Source organism: Streptomyces sp. NPDC102467 (assembly GCF_044765445.1).
Taxonomy (GTDB): domain Bacteria; phylum Actinomycetota; class Actinomycetes; order Streptomycetales; family Streptomycetaceae; genus Streptomyces.
Window position 1 is genome coordinate 439,325 of sequence record NZ_JBIWKA010000006.1, and the last position, 17,292, is coordinate 456,616.

16 protein-coding genes and 1 pseudogene are annotated in these 17,292 nt (G+C 69.7%); 6 read left to right on the forward strand and 11 right to left on the reverse strand.

Translation table 11 applies throughout. The features are described 5' to 3' along the window. Nucleotides 1–36 precede the first annotated feature (36 nt). The 6 genes from ACIREE_RS15020 to ACIREE_RS15045 form a co-directional block, all read right to left on the reverse strand. The gene (locus ACIREE_RS15020) at nucleotides 37–1,455 is read right to left on the reverse strand and encodes a nucleobase:cation symporter-2 family protein (protein WP_404151091.1); all 1,419 of its coding nucleotides are present in this window, start codon (nucleotides 1,453–1,455) and stop codon (nucleotides 37–39) included. 84 nt (nucleotides 1,456–1,539) lie between these two features. Continuing rightward, entirely contained in the window at nucleotides 1,540–2,472 is a 933-nt protein-coding gene (gene pucL, locus ACIREE_RS15025; RefSeq protein ID WP_404151093.1) for a factor-independent urate hydroxylase, read from the reverse strand. 5 nt (nucleotides 2,473–2,477) lie between these two features. Then, the gene (gene uraH / locus ACIREE_RS15030) at nucleotides 2,478–2,894 is read right to left on the reverse strand and encodes a hydroxyisourate hydrolase (RefSeq protein ID WP_404151095.1); all 417 of its coding nucleotides are present in this window, start codon (nucleotides 2,892–2,894) and stop codon (nucleotides 2,478–2,480) included. Further along, nucleotides 2,894–3,433, reverse strand: coding sequence for a 2-oxo-4-hydroxy-4-carboxy-5-ureidoimidazoline decarboxylase (gene uraD, locus ACIREE_RS15035; protein WP_404151097.1), 540 nt, complete (start codon nucleotides 3,431–3,433; stop codon nucleotides 2,894–2,896). The genes uraH and uraD overlap by 1 nt, the downstream gene beginning before the upstream one ends. A gap of 169 nt (nucleotides 3,434–3,602) precedes the next feature. After that, the gene (locus ACIREE_RS15040) at nucleotides 3,603–3,971 is read right to left on the reverse strand and encodes a helix-turn-helix domain-containing protein (protein ID WP_404151099.1); all 369 of its coding nucleotides are present in this window, start codon (nucleotides 3,969–3,971) and stop codon (nucleotides 3,603–3,605) included. Further along, nucleotides 3,968–4,240 (reverse strand): hypothetical protein, encoded by a 273-nt coding sequence (locus ACIREE_RS15045; RefSeq protein WP_404151101.1) that lies wholly within the window; start codon nucleotides 4,238–4,240, stop codon nucleotides 3,968–3,970. The genes ACIREE_RS15040 and ACIREE_RS15045 overlap by 4 nt, the downstream gene beginning before the upstream one ends. 153 nt (nucleotides 4,241–4,393) lie before the next feature. On the opposite strand from ACIREE_RS15045, the gene ACIREE_RS15050 reads away from it, so the two are divergent. The 3 genes from ACIREE_RS15050 to ACIREE_RS15060 all read left to right on the forward strand — a co-directional run bounded on the left by ACIREE_RS15050 (nucleotide 4,394) and on the right by ACIREE_RS15060 (nucleotide 7,888). Continuing rightward, nucleotides 4,394–5,248, forward strand: coding sequence for a TIM barrel protein (locus ACIREE_RS15050; RefSeq protein WP_404151237.1), 855 nt, complete (start codon nucleotides 4,394–4,396; stop codon nucleotides 5,246–5,248). A gap of 47 nt (nucleotides 5,249–5,295) precedes the next feature. Continuing rightward, nucleotides 5,296–6,216, forward strand: a complete 921-nt coding sequence (locus ACIREE_RS15055; RefSeq protein WP_404151103.1) for a 2-hydroxy-3-oxopropionate reductase — start codon at nucleotides 5,296–5,298, stop codon at nucleotides 6,214–6,216. Between the two features lie 208 nt (nucleotides 6,217–6,424). Continuing rightward, the gene (locus tag ACIREE_RS15060; RefSeq protein ID WP_404151105.1) at nucleotides 6,425–7,888 is read left to right on the forward strand and encodes a catalase; all 1,464 of its coding nucleotides are present in this window, start codon (nucleotides 6,425–6,427) and stop codon (nucleotides 7,886–7,888) included. A 699-nt stretch (nucleotides 7,889–8,587) separates the two neighbouring features. Here ACIREE_RS15060 and gcl read toward each other — a convergent pair. Next, nucleotides 8,588–10,366, reverse strand: coding sequence for a glyoxylate carboligase (gene gcl, locus ACIREE_RS15065; protein WP_404151239.1), 1,779 nt, complete (start codon nucleotides 10,364–10,366; stop codon nucleotides 8,588–8,590). 266 nt (nucleotides 10,367–10,632) lie between these two features. On the opposite strand from gcl, the gene ACIREE_RS15070 reads away from it, so the two are divergent. Both ACIREE_RS15070 and ACIREE_RS15075 read left to right on the forward strand, forming a co-directional pair. Next, entirely contained in the window at nucleotides 10,633–11,325 is a 693-nt protein-coding gene (locus ACIREE_RS15070) for a hypothetical protein (RefSeq protein WP_404151241.1), read from the forward strand. 16 nt (nucleotides 11,326–11,341) lie between these two features. After that, nucleotides 11,342–11,611 (forward strand): annotated as a pseudogene (locus tag ACIREE_RS15075) (GNAT family N-acetyltransferase); the annotation flags it as partial. Nucleotides 11,612–11,637: 26 nt separating this feature from the next. On the opposite strand, the gene ACIREE_RS15080 reads toward ACIREE_RS15075, so the two are convergent. Both ACIREE_RS15080 and ACIREE_RS15085 read right to left on the reverse strand, forming a co-directional pair. Further along, complete coding sequence (locus ACIREE_RS15080) at nucleotides 11,638–13,266, reverse strand: AMP-binding protein (protein WP_404151242.1); 1,629 nt, start codon at nucleotides 13,264–13,266, stop codon at nucleotides 11,638–11,640. A 26-nt stretch (nucleotides 13,267–13,292) separates the two neighbouring features. After that, entirely contained in the window at nucleotides 13,293–14,981 is a 1,689-nt protein-coding gene (locus tag ACIREE_RS15085; protein ID WP_404151107.1) for an AMP-binding protein, read from the reverse strand. Nucleotides 14,982–15,135: 154 nt separating this feature from the next. On the opposite strand from ACIREE_RS15085, the gene ACIREE_RS15090 reads away from it, so the two are divergent. Further along, complete coding sequence (locus tag ACIREE_RS15090; RefSeq protein WP_404151109.1) at nucleotides 15,136–15,969, forward strand: response regulator transcription factor; 834 nt, start codon at nucleotides 15,136–15,138, stop codon at nucleotides 15,967–15,969. A 64-nt stretch (nucleotides 15,970–16,033) separates the two neighbouring features. On the opposite strand, the gene dmpI is transcribed toward ACIREE_RS15090, so the two are convergent. Further along, nucleotides 16,034–16,216 carry a 4-oxalocrotonate tautomerase DmpI gene (dmpI, locus tag ACIREE_RS15095; protein ID WP_404151111.1) on the reverse strand — a complete coding sequence of 61 codons (183 nt, stop codon included), beginning with the start codon at nucleotides 16,214–16,216 and terminating at the stop codon, nucleotides 16,034–16,036. 114 nt (nucleotides 16,217–16,330) lie between these two features. Beyond that, nucleotides 16,331–17,251, reverse strand: a complete 921-nt coding sequence (locus tag ACIREE_RS15100; RefSeq protein WP_404151113.1) for a LysR family transcriptional regulator — start codon at nucleotides 17,249–17,251, stop codon at nucleotides 16,331–16,333. Between the last annotated feature and the right edge of the window lie 41 nt (nucleotides 17,252–17,292).

The following is a 17,292-nucleotide window of genomic DNA, read 5'->3' on the forward strand; positions in this document are numbered from 1 at the left end:
ATTTCGTTTTTGTGGCGATGGGGGCACGGCAGGACCCTAGGTGGATTTGAGTGCCGCGGCGGCGCTGGCGCCGCCGCGGGTGCCGAGATGGTGGAAGAACAGGTTCAGCGATACGGCGACGAGCGCGCCGGCGCTGATGCCGGAGCCGAGCACGGTCTGCGCCCAGGCCGGGAAGTCGGCGTAGAAGGTGGGGGCGGCGAGCGGGATGATGCCCGCGCCGAGCGAGACGGCCACCAGGATGATGTTGGAGCTGTCGTCGAGGCCGGCCTCGGAGAGCGTGCGGATGCCGCTGACGGCGATGGAGCCGAAGAGGACGATGCCCGCGCCGCCCAGGACCGGCATGGGGACCAGGGAGACGACCGCGCCGAGCATCGGGAAGATGCCGAGGATCAGCAGCGCGCCGCCTGCCACCGCGACGACGTACCGGCTGCGCACCTTGGTCAGGGAGACGACGCCGACGTTCTGGGCGAAGGCGGAGGTCGGGAAGCCGCCGAAGACCGGGCCGACGAAGGTGGCGATGCCGTCGGTGCGCAGGCCGCGCGTGATGGTCCGGCCCGAGGTCTCGCGCTCGCAGATCTCACCGATGGCGAGCATGCCGGCCGAGGACTCGGTCATCAGGACGAGCATCACCAGGCAGAGCGAGACGATCGCGGCGGGCTGGAACTCCGGGGCGCCGAAGGCGAACGGCGTCGGGAGCGCGGCGACCGGCGCGGAGCCGAGCGCGCTGAAGTCGGCCATGCCGAACGGGATCGCGGCCAGCGTGCCGATCAACAGGCCGAAGAGCAGGGCGACTTGCTTGACGAAGCCCTTGCCGAAGCGCTGGATCAGCAGGATGACGACGAGGGTGAAGCCGGCGAGCGCGAGGAAGCGCATGTCGCCGTAGTCGGCGGCGGTCGCGTCGCCGCCCTGGGCCCAGCCGACGGGCACGGGCATCAGCGTCACCCCGATGAGGGTGATGACGACGCCGGTGACGAGCGGCGGGAAGAAGCGCAGGAGGCGTCCGAAGAACGGGCCGATGGCCAGGCAGAAGACACCCGCGACCATCACCGCCCCGTAGATGGCGGGGAGTTGGTCGCCCGTCGCGTTGGTCTCGGCGATCGCGAGCATCGGCGCGATACCGGCCGACGAGGCGGCGTTGACGAAGGGCAGCCGGTTGCCGACGAAGCCCTTGACGCCAAGGGTCTGGAGCAGGGTGGCCACGCCGGCGATGAGCAGGGACGCGGCGATCAGCCGGGTGCGGCCCGCGGTGTCCAGATGGACGGCCTGGCCGATGATGAGCGGAGGGGTGACGACGCCCGCGTACATGGCGGCGATGTGCTGGAGAGCGGCGGGGACGAGCCGCGAGACGTGGAGCTTTTCGTCCACCGGGTGCACCGCGTCGGCGCTCTCCGATGGGCCGGGGAATTCAGAACACGGGCCCTCGGCTTCAGCCGGCCCCTTTGCTGGCACTGCCATTGCGTTGTTCCCTCCGGTGCGGCGCACCCCCGCCGACCGGGGTGGACGGGGGTGCGCTGTCGCGTCCGAGTACGCCTTCAGGCGTCAGAGGTTGGTCATGTCGACCGGGATGCGCTGCTCGGCGCCGTCCCGCAGGATGGTGGCCTCGATCAGGCCGTAGGGACGGTCGGCGGCGAGGTACACGGCGCCGTCCTTCGCGTCGTTGTCCAGGCCGAACGGCGACAGGTCCTGGCGGAAGTGGTGCTTGTTCGGCGCGGAGAAGCGGATCTCGTCGATCTCGCTGCGGTTGTTGATGACGCGCGAACCCATTTGGTACAGGGTCTGCTGCAGCGAGAGCGAGTACGTCTCGACGAAGGCCTGGAGGATGTGCTTCTTGGCCTGGTCGTAGGACTTCTCCCACTGCGGCATGCGCTGCTCGTCGCTGGTCCAGTTGTGCCGCCACCAGGTGGACAGCGACGTGGCGAGAATGCGGTCGTAGTCCTCCTTGAGGGTCGTGTACTTGTCCTTGATGTAGCCCCAGAACTCGGAGTTCGTGGAGTTCAGCACGGTCAAGTCCTTGAGCCCGGACAGGACTTCGAAGCTCTTGCCGTCATACGTGATCTGCGCGACGCGCGTCTCCTGGCCCTTGCGGACGAAGGAGTGCATGACCTCGTCGGCACCGATGAACTTGGCGTTCGCGTCGGAGCCGGAGATCCGCTCCCAGGAGTACTCCTCGATGCGGATGCGCGCCCGGTGGATGGACGGCTGGCTGTCGACGAAGTGCCGCGCGAGGTGGATGCCGTACTGCTCCGCCGAGTCGATGCCGTGTTCCTTGGCGAAGGCGAAGCAGGTGTTCTTCGTGGTGTCGGTCGGCAGGCAGTTGGCGTTGGACCCGTTGTAGTGGACGTCGTCGAGGTCGCCGCTGAGCGCGACCGAGACGTTCAGGTCCTTGATGTGGTGGGTGTCGCCGTCCCGCGTGATCTTGACGACGCGGTTCTCTGCTTTGCCGTATTGGTTCTGGCCGAGAATCGTGGGCATGTCTGCTAGCTCCCTCGGTAAACGGAGTAGCCGAACGGGTTGAGCAGCAACGGCACGTGGTAGTGCTCGCCCGGCGTGACGGCGAACGTGATCGCCACCTCCGGGAAGAACGCTCCGGTCGCGCCGCTGTCCCGATTCGCGGGGGCGTCCTGCTGCGCATCGGCTTGCTGGTTGGCGGACGTCGAGGAGGTCGCGAAATACGCTTCCGTCTCGAAGTCCAGACGGACGTGGGTGGTTCCCTCCGGCAGAGCCGGCAGGTCTTTGCAGCGCCCGTCCGCATCGGTGGCCGAGCCGCCGAGCGCCACCCAGGCGGCGCCCGAACCGGCGCGCGCGGCAAGGGAGATGGCGACGCCCCCGGCGGGGCGTCCGATGCTGGTGTCCAGGATGTGCGTGGACACCGAAGCGGTGGTCTCGGTGCTCATCAGGCGTTGTCCCCTTGTTCAGCGTCACGTTGTTCTACGAGGCGGGTGAGGCGGATACGGTTGATCTTGCCCAGTTCGGTGCGGACGATCTCCCGCTCCTGCTCGGGCGTGTTGCCGATACGCGTCGTGAGCGCTTCGAGCATCTGCTCCGCGCTCGCCCCGGTGGCGCAGATGAGGAAGACATGTCCGAACCGGTCCTGGTAGGCCAGGTTCCGCTCGAGCATCTCCGCCTTGAGTTCCTCGGAGGCTCCCGCCATGCCACGCTGTTCGCGTGACGAGGTCGGGTCGCCGGGCTTCGGGCGGCCGATCGGCGGGTGCCCCGCCATCGCCTCGGCGAGATCCTCCGCGGTCAGTTCGGCCATCGCGGCGTCACTGGCTTCGAAGAGGGACTCGGTGGTGGCGAAGGGGCGCTGGGCGATGATCTTGCTCCCCCACGCCGATGAAGCACATACCTCGTGGAGATCGGTCCGGGCCGCGCTCTCTTGCGAGGCGTTGAACCGGGCGAGTCCCCGAGAAGTAGCTGTCGATCCTGAAGTCACGGGGTGCCTCCGTGGCCTGGTGCTGGACGGGCTGCGGATAGCTAACGCCCTCGGAAACACTGCGTCAACACTTTGTTGAAAACTTTGAGTGACAAAAACCGCCGTCCGATATCCGGACGGCGGTTCGGTGAGCGCGCGATCACCGCAGGTCAAACCGGGTCGTGCCGGTTCAGGTGGCCTTCTCGCGGTTGAGGTAGTTGTACACAGTGAATCGGGATACCCCCAGTGCGCCGGCCACGGTCTCGACGCCGTGTCGCACCGAGAAGGCGCCGCGCGCCTCCAGCAGGCGGACAGCCTCCTGCTTCTCCTTGCGGTCGAGCTCGGCGAGCGGTTTGCCCTCCTTGCGCTCCATGGCGGCCAGAATGTGATCGAGGGAGTCGGCCAGCTGGGGCAGCCGCACGGCTATCACCTCGACGCCCTCCCAGCTCAGCACGACGTCATCCTTGCCCGCCTCGCTCGGCGGGAGCATCTCGGCCCCCATGGCGTCGACGAGCGGCTTGACCGCCCGGACGAAGGGCTCGTCCCCCAGACCGGTCACTTATCACCCTCCCCGGTCTCGACAGGCTCCTCCGCCAGCACGTTGACCTGGAGCGAGACGCGGGTGGCTCCGGCTTCGAGGGCCTGGCGCAGCAGCGCGTCGACGGCGGTGAGCACCCGACCGGCCTCCCCCTCCGCCGTGTTGCCGAAGGGCCCGACATCGACCGCTTCCAGGTCGGCTCCCTGCACGACGTCCCGGGCGACGACCGCGTGCGGCGGCGCCTCGTCGAGGTCGAAGGGCTCGGTCGTGAACTCCACTCTCAATCGCACCCGCTCAACCTAATGCCGATCGGCACTTTTCCGGCAGCCCCTCTTGACAGCTCCCACGCTCCCCAGGCAACCTTCCATCAAGCAGAAACGAACTTCCGCAATACGGAACTCAACGCCATGCGGAACACGAACCAGAAGGGAGCGCCGACCCCGATGCCCGTTTTTGGATCGCGCACAGCCGCAGACCAGCGCTTCACCGTCAACCTGTCGATCCTCTTCACGGAACTCCCGCTCCTGGAGCGCCCCGCGGCCGCCGCCGCGGCCGACTTCACCGCGGTCGAGCTGTGGTGGCCCTGGGTCGACGCCCCCACCCCGGAGCAGTCCGAGCTCGACGCCCTGCGTGACGCGATCAAGGACGCGGGCGTCCAGCTCACCGGCCTGAACTTCTACGCGGGACAGCTGCCGGGACCCGACCGCGGCGCCCTGTCGATCCCCGGCGAGGAGAGCGCGAAGTTCCGCGCGAACGTCGACGTCGCGGCCGACTTCGCCGCCTCGCTCGGCTGCACGGCGCTCAACGCGCTGTACGGCAACCGCGTCGAGGGCGTGGACCCGGCCGTCCAGGACGAACTCGCCCTGGAGAACCTGGTCCTGGCGGCCCGCGCGGCCGACCGCGTCGGCGCCGTGCTGCTGATCGAGGCGCTGAACAAGCCGGAGTCGCCCGCCTGCCCGATCGTGAGCGCCCCCAAGGCGATCGAGATCGTGGACAAGGTGAACACGGCGACCGGCCTCGGCAACGCCAAGTTCCTCATGGACCTCTACCACCTGTCCATGAACGGCGAGGACCTGCCGGGCGTCATCAGCGCCTACGCCGACAAGACGGCCCACGTGCAGATCGCCGACAACCCGGGCCGCGGCGCGCCGGGCACCGGCTCGCTGCCGCTCGGCGAGCTGCTCGACCAGCTCACGAAGGCCGGCTACGAGGGCTACGTGGGCCTGGAGTACAAGCCGGGCGACGCCCCGAGCGCCGAGTCCTTCGGCTGGCTGCCGCACGAGCACCGCGCCGCCTGAAGCGACTCTCAACTCATCGACGTATCAACGCTTTTGGAGTCACCCTCATGAGCAACAACCTGCCTTCTAGTTCCCAGCCCACCCGCCCGGCGGTCGCGTGGATCGGTCTCGGCATCATGGGCTCGCCCATGGCGGAGAACCTGATCAAGGCCGGTTACGACGTCACGGGCTTCACCCTGGAGCAGGACAAGCTGGACCGCCTCTCCGCGGCCGGCGGCACGGCCGTGAAGTCGATCGCCGAGGCCGTCAGGGACGCCGACGTGGTCGTCACCATGGTCCCCGCCTCCCCGCAGGTCGAGGCGATCGCCTACGGCGCCGACGGCATCCTGGAGAACGCGAAGTCGGGCGCGCTGCTCGTCGACATGTCCTCGATCACGCCGCAGACCTCGGTGGACCTGGCGAAGGCCGCGAAGGACAAGGGCATCCGCGTCCTGGACGCCCCGGTCTCCGGTGGCGAGGCCGGCGCGATCGAGGCCGTCCTGTCCATCATGGTCGGCGGTGAGCAGGCCGACTTCGACGAGGCCAAGCCGCTCCTCGACGCGCTGGGCAAGACCATCGTGCTGTGCGGTCCGCACGGCTCGGGCCAGACCGTGAAGGCCGCCAACCAGCTGATCGTCGCCGTGAACATCCAGGCGTGCGCCGAGGCCGTGGTCTTCCTGGAGAAGTCCGGCGTCGACCTCAAGGCCGCGCTCGACGTCCTCAACGGCGGCCTGGCCGGCTCGACCGTCCTGACCCGCAAGAAGGACAACTTCCTGAACCGGGACTTCAAGCCGGGCTTCCGCATCGACCTGCACCACAAGGACATGGGCATCGTCACCGACGCCGCCCGCAATGTCGGTGCGGCCCTGCCGGTCGGCGCCGTGGTCGCCCAACTGGTGGCCTCGCTGCGCGCCCAGGGTGACGGCGGCCTCGACCACTCCGCGCTGCTGCGCTCGGTCGAGCGCCTCTCGGGCGACCAGGTCGCCTGACCCCCACAGACTTCCGGGCCGTGGCGTCGCTGACACCTGTCCTGTCGCGCCCAGGCGCCGCCGCGGCCCGGAACCATGCCCACTTATTCAACAAAAAGTTGAACCAAGTACGCCCATAACTTCAACAAACTGTTGACGCAGCAGTTCAGGGGTCCTTACGCTCCCCCACATCGTCAGCAGCCACTGCACGGAAGGTCGCCTCGAAATAATGCCGAAGCGTGTGCTCACGACCGAGTCCGGCGCCCCTGTCGCCGACAACCAGAACTCCGCCACCGCAGGCGTCGGCGGCCCGATCCTGCTCCAGGACCAGCACCTCCTGGAGAAGCTCGCCCGTTTCAACCGTGAGCGCATCCCGGAGCGCGTGGTGCACGCCCGCGGCTCCGGCGCGTACGGCTACTTCGAGGTGACGGACGACGTCACCGCCTTCACCCACGCCGACTTCCTGAACACCGTCGGCAAGCGCACCGAACTGTTCACGCGCTTCTCGACCGTCGCCGACAACCTCGGTGGCGCGGACGCCGTCCGTGACCCGCGCGGCTTCGCGGTGAAGTTCTACACCGAAGAGGGCAACTACGACCTCGTCGGCAACAACACCCCGGTGTTCTTCATCAAGGACCCGCTGAAGTTCCCCGACTTCATCCACTCCCAGAAGCGCGACCCGTTCACGGGCAAGCAGGAGCCGGAGAACGTCTGGGACTTCTGGGCGCACTCCCCCGAGGTCACGCACCAGGTGACCTGGCTGATGGGCGACCGCGGCATCCCGGCCTCGTACCGCCACATGAACGGCTTCGGCTCGCACACCTACCAGTGGACGAACGAGGCGGGCGAGGCCTTCTTCGTGAAGTACCACTTCAAGACGAACCAGGGCATCCGCTGCCTCTCCGCCGAGCAGGGCGCGGAGCTCGCGGGCAAGGACCCCAACTCGCACCAGACGGACCTGCTGCAGGCCATCGAGCGTGGTGTGAACCCGTCCTGGACGCTGTACGTGCAGATCATGCCGGCGGCCGAGGCCGCGGAGTACCGGTTCAACCCGTTCGACCTCACCAAGGTGTGGCCGCACGCGGACTACCCGCTGCAGCGCGTGGGCCGGATGGTCCTCGACCGCAACCCGGACAACGTGTTCGCCGAGGTCGAGCAGGCCGCGTTCTCCCCGAACAACTTCGTGCCCGGCATCGGTCCTTCGCCGGACAAGATGCTCCAGGGCCGCCTGTTCGCCTACGCGGACGCGCACCGCTACCGCCTGGGCGTCAACCACACGCAGCTCCCGGTGAACGCGCCGAAGGCGGTGGTCGGCGGAGCCGACAACTACGGCCGCGACGGTCTCATGGCGGCCAACGCCTACGCCCGCTCCCGCAAGAACTACGAGCCGAACTCCTTCGACGGCCCGACCGAGACCGGCAACGCGCTCGCCGCGCCGCTCGCCGTCTCCGGCCACACGGGTACGCACGAGGCCCCGGCCCACAACAAGGACGACGACTTCTTCCAGGCGGGCGAGTTGTACCGCCTGATGTCGGAGGACGAGAAGGGACGTCTGGTGGCGAACATCGCCGGCGGCCTCTCCCAGGTCTCCCGCGACGACATCGTGGAGAAGGCTGTCGCCCACTTCCACGCCGCCGACCCGGACTACGGCAAGCGCGTCGAGGAAGCGGTCCGCGCCCTGCGCGAGGACTGAACCCCAGTAACTGCACAGACTGCGTACGGAGCTTGACGGGAGGTCAGCTTCGTACGCACAAGCCCGCACCGCCCGCGCGACCCGGATGAGGGGTGTCCGCGCGGGTGATGCGGGAGGACGAGGACCGCGGCGACTGGTGCGAGCCAGTGCGGTGGTGAAGGCTCCGGGCTCCCTTTCGACCTGAGGAAGGGCACCCGGCAAGCCGTCGCCCAGGCGCCGCGGTCCCAGCCACATCGACTCCGTCCGGTGGCGCGCATGCATGTTCCGCCAGTCGCGCGCCGTCGGACGGCCCCAACCTCCCGCACCAGCCCCGGGTACGACGGTCCGTACCCGGGGCTTCGGCATGCGCGCGTGCCTGGCCGGCGGGTCCGGGTGCTTGGTGGTCGCCCTTGCTCCCGGGGGGGGTGCTTGCCTGCGGGCCGGTGGGGGCTGGTCGCGCAGTTCCCCGCGCCCCTGGAGCATGCGGCTCCGCCGCAGCCCCATGGGGCGCGCTGCGTGCGCCCTCTGAGATGGCGCACGCAGTGCGCATCTCAGGGGCGCGGGGAACTGCGCGACCAGCCCCCACCGGGGCCGCGGTCACCCGACCACCCCCTCCCGCACAGCGCAGCGCAGCGCAGCGCAGCGCAGCGCAGCCATAACACAAAAGGGGCGGGTCACCGGTTCACATGAACCGGTGACCCGCCCCTCGCGAGGAGGCTGTCAGACCTTCAGCGGACGGATCGACGTGGGCGCGTGCCCCGCCTCCGTGGCGACCTCCTCGAACTCCTTGACCGCGCTGATGTCGGCCGTGGGGCTCATCGAGATGTTCGTGATGCGCTCCAGGATCGCCTCGACGACGACCGGCACCTGGTGCTCCTGGGCGAGCTTCTTGGCCCGCTCCAGGGCCTCGCCCAGCTCGTTCGGGTCGGTCACCCGGATCGCCTTGCAGCCCAGGCCCTCGGCGACCTTGACGTGGTCGACGCCGTAGACGCCGAGCTCGGGGCTGTTCTGGTTCTCGAATTCCAGGTTGACCTGGAAGTTGATGTCCAGGCCGATCTGGGCCTGGCGGATCAGGCCCAGGTAGGCGTTGTTCACCAGGACGTGGACGTACGGGATGCGGTGCTGCGCGCCGACCGCCAGCTCCTCGATCATGAACTGGAAGTCGTAGTCGCCGGACAGGGCCACGACCTGCGTGTCCGGGTCGGCCTTGGCGACGCCGAGCGCGGCCGGGATGGTCCAGCCGAGCGGGCCCGCCTGGCCGCAGTTGATCCAGTGCCGCGGCTTGTAGACGTGCAGCATCTGGGCGCCGGCGATCTGCGAGAGGCCGATCGTGCTGACGTACCGCGTGTCCTTGCCGAACGCCTTGTTCATCTCCTCGTAGACGCGCTGCGGCTTCATGGGGATGTTGTCGAAGTGCGTACGGCGCAGGAGGGTCTCCTTGCGCTCCAGGTGCGAGGCGACCCAGGCGGAGCGGTCGGGGAGCCTGCCCGCGGCCTTGAGTTCACGCGCGACCTCGACGAACAGCTCCAGGGCCGCCTTGGCGTCGGACGTGATCCCGTAGTCCGGGGCGAAGATCTTGCCGATCTGGGTCGGCTCGATGTCGACGTGCACGAACTTCCGCTCACCGCGGTACACGTCGAGCTTGTAGCCGGTGTGGCGGTTGGCCCAGCGGTTGCCGAGTCCGAGGACGAAGTCCGACTCCAGGAACGTGGCGTTGCCGTAGCGGTGACCGGTCTGCTGGCCGACCATGCCCGCGTTCAGCTCGTGGTCGTCGGGGATGGTGCCCCAGCCCATCAGCGTAGGAACGACCGGGGTGTTGGTGAGCTCGGCGAACTCGACGAGCAGGTCGCTCGCGTCCGCGTTGATGATGCCGCCGCCCGCGACGATCAGCGGCCGCTCGGACTCCAGGAGGAAGCCGATCGCCTTCTCGATCTGGGCGCGGGTCGCGGCCGGCTTGTAGACCGGCAGCGGCTCGTACGTCTCCGGGTCGAACTCGATCTCGGTCTGCTGGACGTCGATCGGCAGGTCGATGAGGACCGGCCCCGGACGGCCGGAGCGCATCAAGTGGAACGCCTGCTGGAAGACGCCGGGGACCTGTGCGGCCTCCAGGACCGTCACGGCCATCTTCGCCACCGTCTTGGCGATGGAGGCGATGTCGACGGCCTGGAAGTCCTCCTTGTGCAGCAGGTGGCTCGGTGCCTGGCCCGTGATGCACAGGATCGGGATCGAGTCGCCGATGGCGGAGTACAGGCCGGTGATCATGTCGGTGCCGGCCGGGCCCGACGTCCCGATGCAGACCCCGATGTTGCCGGGGTTGGCGCGGGTGTAGCCCTCGGCCATGTGCGAGGCGCCCTCGACGTGGCGGGCGAGCGTGTGGTCGATGCCACCGCTCTCCTTGAGCTCCTTGTAGAAGGGGTTGATGGCGGCACCGGGCACGCCGAACGCATTGCTGACGCCTTCGCGCTTGAGGATCTCAACGGCCGCGCGGGCGGCGGTCATTCGAGCCATGAGGTGCTCCCGACTTCTGCTGTGACTGAGTACGTATGTGACTGACTACGTCTGGGTCCGGATGTCGGATTCGCGCTCCCGTCGCGCCCCGCGGCGAGCTCTGAATTCCGTCGTGCTTCCACAAAGCACAGTTTCCACAATGTGGAAACTATGTTCTGCTATATGGAAGCAATGTAGAGGGGGGTCTTGAAGGCCGTCAAGGTGGATGATGAGACGGACGTCGAAGTGGAACCCGCGGGGCCCGAGGGGGGTGCGCCATCGCCGAGCCAGTACGCGTACGGTGTCCGGCCTGCCTGCGCGAGCACCTCTACACACCCGCCGTACTGCCCTGCGCGTGCGGCGCCCCCGTCGCTCCCCCGCTGCTGCGCGGAGCCGAGGCCGAGCGGGTCAGCGACCGCACCTGGGCCGACGACTGGGTCACCCTGCGCTGCCCCATGTGCGGCCGCCGGGACCGTTGGCCACGCCCCGAGCTGGGCTGTGACTGCGGCACCCTGCTGCGCGTCCCGGTCCAGAGCGACCAGGCCCCCGCGCCCTCCCACATACCGCTGCCACGGACGGCGGCCACACCCCGGCCCGCGTTCCAGCCCGTCGCCATCCGTACCGCGCGTGACGCGGTGACCGCCGCCGCGCTGTACCTGGGCTGGCTCGGCTACCGGGACGTGCGCCGCGCCGACCAGCGCCCCGTGTCCGGTATCGGTCTCGCGGCACAGGGGGTCGTCGCCCAGGTCGAGCCGTCGGTGCGGCCCGCGACGGAGCGCGACGTGGAGTGCCTGTGGCTCCAGTCGATGACGGAGTCCGCGACGTCCGTGTTCTTCTCCCTCGCGGGGTACGCGGACGGGGCCCGTACCCGCGCGGACGAACTGGGCGTCCCGCTCTTCGTCCTCGACCTCGCCGGGGTGCCCCAGCCGGTGAACAGCCCGGCGGACGAACTGATCGCGAGCGGGGCCTGATCCAGTGATCCCGTGCAAGGTGACCGTGCATCCGGACGCCGCCCGGCGCGGCGTGGGCCAGGCCCTGATCGCGTGTGCCGCCGACTGCGCGCGCGACCAAGGCCTGGCCGGTCTCACCCTGACCACCTTCACCGACGTGCCGTGGAACGCTCCCTACTACGAGCGTCTTGGCTTCCGCCGGCTCACCGAATCCGACCTCACGCCTGGCCTGCGCTCCCTCCGCGCGGCGGAGGCGGACAGCGGACTCGACCGGTGGCCGAGGGTCTGCATGCGGCGGGAGCTGTAGCGTCCATTCCCGCTCCGGCTCCCTGTCTACACCTCCCCGTATCCTTCCCGCAGTTCCACCTTGCGGACCTTCCCGCTCACCGTCATCGGGAAGGAGTCGAGAATCCGCAGCCGGGTCGGCACCTTGTAGTGCGCGAGCCGGTCGCGGCAGTAGGCGCGCAGTTCGTCGAGGGTGAGTCCGGCGGCCGGGTCCCGCAGGATCACGCAGGCCAGCACCTCTTCGCCGTACTTCTCGTGCGGTACGCCCACCACCTGCACATCGGCGATGCCGGGATGCCCGTAGAGGAACTCCTCGATCTCGCGCGGATAGACGTTCTCGCCGCCGCGGATGATCATGTCCTTGATGCGGCCGACGATCTGCGCGTAGCCGTCCTCGCGCAGCACCGCGAGGTCCCCGGTGTGCATCCACCGCCCGGCGTCGACGGCTTCGGCGGTTCTCTCCGGCTCGTCCCAGTAGCCGAGCATCACGCTGTAACCGCGGGTGCAGAGCTCCCCGGGTTCGCCTCGGGGCAGCGTGACGCCGCTGACCGGGTCGATCACCTTGACCTCGATGTGCGGCAGGACGCGGCCGACGGTGCCGGTGCGGCGTTCCAGGTCGTCGTCGCGGCGGGTCTGCAGCGAGACGGGCGAGGTCTCGGTCATGCCGTAGCAGATGGACACCTCGGCCATGTGCATCTCGGCGACGACCCGCTTCATCACCTCGGCGGGGCACGGCGAGCCCGCCATGATGCCGGTGCGCAGCGACGACAGGTCGTACGAGGCGAAGTCCGGCAGGTTCAGCTCGGCGATGAACATCGGCGGTACGCCGTAGAGCGCCGTGCACCGCTCGTCCTGCACGGCCCGCAGCGTCGCCGCCGGTTCGAAGGACGGGCAGGGGATGACGATGCAGGCACCGTGGGAGGTGGCCCCCAGGTTCCCCATGACCATCCCGAAACAGTGGTAGAAGGGCACGGGCAGGCACACGCGGTCCTGCTCGGTGTAGCCGACCGTCTCGCCCACCCAGTAGCCGTTGTTCAGGATGTTGTGGTGGGAGAGCGTGGCACCTTTCGGGAAGCCGGTGGTGCCGGAGGTGTACTGGATGTTGACGGGGTCGTCGCAGGACAACTCCGCCTCTCGCGCCGCCAGTTGCTCGTCCGCTGCGGCTGACGCGGCGGCGACGAGCGCGTCCCAGCTCTCCTCGCCGATGTAGACCCGCTCACGCAGCTGCGGGCATTCGGGGCCGGCTTCGCGGACCAGCTGCCGATAGTCGACGCCCTTGTTGCCGGGGGACGCGATCAGTACCGAGACGCCGGACTGCTTCAGCACGTACGCCAACTCGTGCGCACGGTATGCCGGGTTGATGTTGACCATGATCGCGCCGATCCTGGCGGTCGCGTACTGGACGAGGACCCATTCGGGGCAGTTGACCGCCCAGATGCCGACGCGATCCCCCTTGGCGACACCGCGAGCGAGCAGCCCGCGCGCCAACTCGGCGACAGCCGCGCCGAATTGGGCGTACGTCCAGCGCCGCCCGCTCGGCACGTCGACGAGGGCGTCCCGGTCCGGCCACGCCTCGACGGCACGCCGAAGGTTGCGCCCGATGGTGTCGCCGAGGAGGGGCGCGGTGCCGGTGCCGTGCGCGTAGGAAAGCTCTGCCGTCACCGGATCTGTCGCCATTGGGTCTGTCGCCATTGGATCTGTCGTCACCGGAAGTCCTCCTCGCGGTACTCGGCGGCCGAGCCCTGCGCGGTGCGTTCGCGCAGCTCGATGCGGCGGATCTTGCCGGAGACGGTCTTGGGCAGCTCGGCGAACTCGATGCGGCGCAGCCGCTTGTACGCCGCGAGGACGGCCCGGGAGTGCTCGAAGAGCAGCTTTGCCGTGTCCGGGCCGGGTTCGAAGCCTTCGGCGAGCACGACGTACGCCTTCGGGACGGAGAGCCGGAGCGCGTCGGGCGCGGGCACGACCGCCGCCTCGGCGACGGCTTCGTGCTCCAGGAGCGCGCTCTCCAGCTCGAACGGACTGATCTTGTAGTCGCTGGCCTTGAAGACGTCGTCGGACCGGCCCACGTACGTCAAGTAGCCGTCGGCGTCACGGGATCCGATGTCGCCGGTGCGGTAGTAGCCGCCCGCCATCGCCTCCGCCGTGCGCTCCGGGTCGCCGTGGTAGCCGACCATCAGGCCGACGGGGCGCGCGGACAGGTCGAGGCTGATCTCGCCCTCTGTCGCGCCGGGTTCGCCGGTGACGGGGTCGAGGAGTTCGACCGTGAAGCCGGGGCTCGGGCGGCCCATGGAGCCCGACTTGAGCAGCTGGCCCGGACTGTTGGAGACCTGTACGGACGTCTCGGTCTGCCCGAAGCCGTCGCGGACGGTGACGCCCCAGGCGCGTTTGACCTGCTCGATGACCTCGGGGTTGAGCGGCTCCCCGGCGGCGGCCACTTCCCGTGGCGGGGTGGCCAGTTGGCTGAGGTCGGCCTGGATGAGCATGCGCCAGACGGTGGGCGGCGCGCAGAACGACGTGACACCCGCGCGGTCCATCGCGGCCATCAGCCTGCCCGCGTCGAAGCGCGTGTAGTTGTAGAGGAAGACGGTCGCCTCCGCGTTCCACGGCGCGAAGAAGTTCGACCAGGCGTGCTTGGCCCAGCCGGGCGAGGAGATGTTCAGATGGACGTCGCCGGGACGCAGGCCGATCCAGAACATCGTCGTCAAGTGGCCTACAGGGTAGGAGACATGAGTGTGTTCGACGAGCTTGGGGTGGGCCGTCGTGCCGGACGTGAAGTACAGCAGCAGCGTGTCGTCGGCGAGGGTGACCCCGTCGGGCTCGAAGGTGTCGGCGGCGTCGGCGGCGTCCTCGTACGCGAGCCACCCCTCGACGGGCGCCCCGCCGCCACCGACGACGATCCGGGTGTACTCCCCCGGCACCTCGTCGAACTTGGCGGTGTCCTCCGGACGGACGACCACGTGCCGGGCGCGGCCACGCTCGACGCGGTCGGTGAGGTCGGCGGGGCCGAGCAGCGGGGTCGCGGGGATGACGACGGCCCGCAGCTTCATCGCGGCGAGCATCACCTCCCACAGCTCGACCTGGTTGCCGAGCATCAGCAGGACCCGGTCGCCGGGCCGCACCCCCTGGGCACGCAGCCAGCCGGCGACCTGATTGGAGCGCCGGCGCAGGGTGTCGAAGGAGAAACGGTTGTCGTCGCCGTCCTCCTCGACGATGTGCAGGGCGGTCTTCTCGTTGCCGTCGGCGATGACGTCGAACCAGTCGAGGGCCCAGTTGAACCGGTCGGGCCGGGGCCAGGCGAAGCCCTCGTACGCCGTCTCGTAGTCCTGGGCATGCCGCAGCAGGAAGTCACGGGCCCTGCGGAACTGCTGCGTGGGGCTGTCCGGCGTCGTCATGTGCGCTCCTGGAGTCCTTGCTCGTCCCGCGTCGTCGCGGACCGTGTCATGCCCGACCCGTGTGAGGGGGAACCGTGTCTGCCATCGTGTATGCGTGACGCAGGTCTCACCACCCCCGAACGGGGGTGAACAGAGCACGGCAAGGAGATCGAGGGTGACGGCAGAAGCCGCCGAGGCGGTCGAGATGCGCGCGGCGCTGGTCCGGCTGCGCCGGGGCACGGGGCTGCCCGTGGCGTTCGGCGGGCTCACCCCGAGCGCGGGCCAGGTCCGCATCGCCGAGCTGAGCGGCACGGCGACGGGCGCGCTGCGCGGCCTCGCGGTGTCGGCGGGCCACGGCCTGGGCGGCAAGGCCCTCACCCTGGCCAGGGCCTGCGCGGTCACCGACTACCAGGGCTCGCGGCACATCAGCCACGAGTACGACGCCGCCGTCGGGGCCGAGGGGCTGCGCTCGGTCCTCGCGGTGCCCGTCGTCGTACGCCGCCGGGTACGGGGCGTGCTGTACGGGGCGCTGCGCGCGGCTCATCCGCTGGGCGACCGGTCGCTGGACGCGGCGATGGCGGCGGCCCGTGACGTGGAGCAGGCGCTGGTGGTGCGGGACGAGGCCCGGACGCTGCTGGCGGCGGCGACCACGCCGGTGAGCGACGGGGCCGGGGCCTGGGAGGAGGTCCGCGAGGCGCACGGGGCGTTGCGGGCACTCGCCCCGAAGATCGCCGACCCGGGGCTGCGGGCCGAACTCCTCGCGGTGTGCGGCCGGTTGGCGTCGGCCTCGGCACCGCAGGCGCGGGAGGTGGCGGTGGTCCTCGCCCCGCGCGAGGTGGACGTCCTCGTCTGCGTGGCGGCGGGCACGACGAACGCGGTGGCGGCCGAGCGGCTCGGGCTGCGCCCGGAAACCGTCAAGGGCTATCTCCGCGCCGCCATGCGCAAGCTCGGGGCGCACACCCGGGGCGAGGCGGTGGTGGCGGCGCGGCGGGCGGGGCTGCTGCCGTAGTCCTTCCGGTGCCGGCCCCGCCGTTCGCGCTCAGGCGGCTGCTTGTCCTGCCCTTCCACGTCCGTTACTTGTCCACGGTCAGCGTCCCGGCCGCGCCCCAGCTGTCGGTCGGGACCTCGTGGATCCAGACCTGGACGGTCTCGGCGGGGATCTTGTACGCGTCGACGAAGGCGTCGGTGATCCGCTGCACGAGGTCGCGCTTGAGCTCGACATCGCGGGGACCCTGCTGGACGGTGACGATCGGCATGACTGAACTCCCTTTTCCTGTCTGCTTCCTACGTCCTGTGTTCTGCTTCCTGCTTCATCCACAGTTCATCGCGGTGGCGGCCGGTGACCAAGAAGCAGTCCGCGACCGCAGCGATCAGCTTTCGTGATCGTCGCTGGTGGGGCGGGATGAACAGGCCGAGCGGGACGAGCAGGCTTTCCGGAGAAGTTCGAGAGCCGGGTCCGGAGCCCCCGCGGGCAGCACGAGACCGGTGGTCAGGGCGAGCCCCGGGGCCTTGAACGGAACGAACGCGACCCGGGGGCTGTGCAGGACACGGGCGTGCGCCGCGTACGCGACCGTCCACAACGCGCGCGTGCCCGTGCCGATCACGGCGAGAATGTTCTGCAACGGCCCGCTGACGGACGCGGGAACCGGCTCGAACCCGGCATCGTGACAGGCCCCGACCACCAGGTCGACGAGCGCCGGGTGGTTGCGGCGCCCGGTCAGGGCGAGCGGCAGTCCGGCGAGGTCGGCGACGTCGAGGTCGGGCCCGGCGGCAAGCGGGTGGCGGGCGGGCACCACGGCGACCAGCGGCTCGGACCACACCGGCACGGTGCGCAGACCCGCCTCCGGATCGGGCCCGGCCGCGCCGAACCGTAGCAACGCGGCGTCGAGCCGGCCGTCGCGCACCCGCAGCAGCCGCTCGTCGGCCGGTACGTCGACCAGCTCGACGTCGGTGTCCGGGGCGAGTTCGGCGTGGGCGGCGAGCATCCGGTCGAGATGGGCTCCGAGTCCGCTGCCGGTGCCAAGGCGCAGCGCGGGCCGCCGGGCCACGGCGGCCCTGGCCCGGTCGGCGGCGAGGAGCACGGCCCGCGCCTCGGGCAGCAGCCGCTCACCGGCGCCGGTCAGCCGCACATGCCGGGGCGAGCGGTCGAACAGGGCGGCGCCCAGCTCCCGTTCGAGCCGGCGGATCTGCTGGCTGACGGCCGACTGGACGATGTGCAGCCGCTCCGCCGCCCGCCCGAAGTGCAGTTCGTCGGCGACGGCCACGAAGTAGGAGAGCTGGCGCAGTTCCATGACCGTGACCCTAGGGCCCGATTGTCGGTGGGGTGGGCTTC

What these genes read in the sequence shown, in the direction of transcription:
- ACIREE_RS15100 (WP_404151113.1), bottom strand. Translation starts at nt 17,251, where the DNA reads ATGGAACTGCGCCAGCTCTCCTACTTCGTGGCCGTCGCCGACGAACTG.
- ACIREE_RS15080 (WP_404151242.1), bottom strand. Translation starts at nt 13,266, where the DNA reads ATGGCGACAGATCCGGTGACGGCAGAGCTTTCCTACGCGCACGGCACC.
- ACIREE_RS15060 (WP_404151105.1), top strand. Translation starts at nt 6,425, where the DNA reads ATGCCGAAGCGTGTGCTCACGACCGAGTCCGGCGCCCCTGTCGCCGAC.
- ACIREE_RS15055 (WP_404151103.1), top strand. Translation starts at nt 5,296, where the DNA reads ATGAGCAACAACCTGCCTTCTAGTTCCCAGCCCACCCGCCCGGCGGTC.
- dmpI (WP_404151111.1), bottom strand. Translation starts at nt 16,216, where the DNA reads ATGCCGATCGTCACCGTCCAGCAGGGTCCCCGCGATGTCGAGCTCAAG.
- gcl (WP_404151239.1), bottom strand. Translation starts at nt 10,366, where the DNA reads ATGACCGCCGCCCGCGCGGCCGTTGAGATCCTCAAGCGCGAAGGCGTC.
- pucL (WP_404151093.1), bottom strand. Translation starts at nt 2,472, where the DNA reads ATGCCCACGATTCTCGGCCAGAACCAATACGGCAAAGCAGAGAACCGC.
- ACIREE_RS15050 (WP_404151237.1), top strand. Translation starts at nt 4,394, where the DNA reads ATGCCCGTTTTTGGATCGCGCACAGCCGCAGACCAGCGCTTCACCGTC.
- ACIREE_RS15020 (WP_404151091.1), bottom strand. Translation starts at nt 1,455, where the DNA reads ATGGCAGTGCCAGCAAAGGGGCCGGCTGAAGCCGAGGGCCCGTGTTCT.
- ACIREE_RS15085 (WP_404151107.1), bottom strand. Translation starts at nt 14,981, where the DNA reads ATGACGACGCCGGACAGCCCCACGCAGCAGTTCCGCAGGGCCCGTGAC.
- uraH (WP_404151095.1), bottom strand. Translation starts at nt 2,894, where the DNA reads ATGAGCACCGAGACCACCGCTTCGGTGTCCACGCACATCCTGGACACC.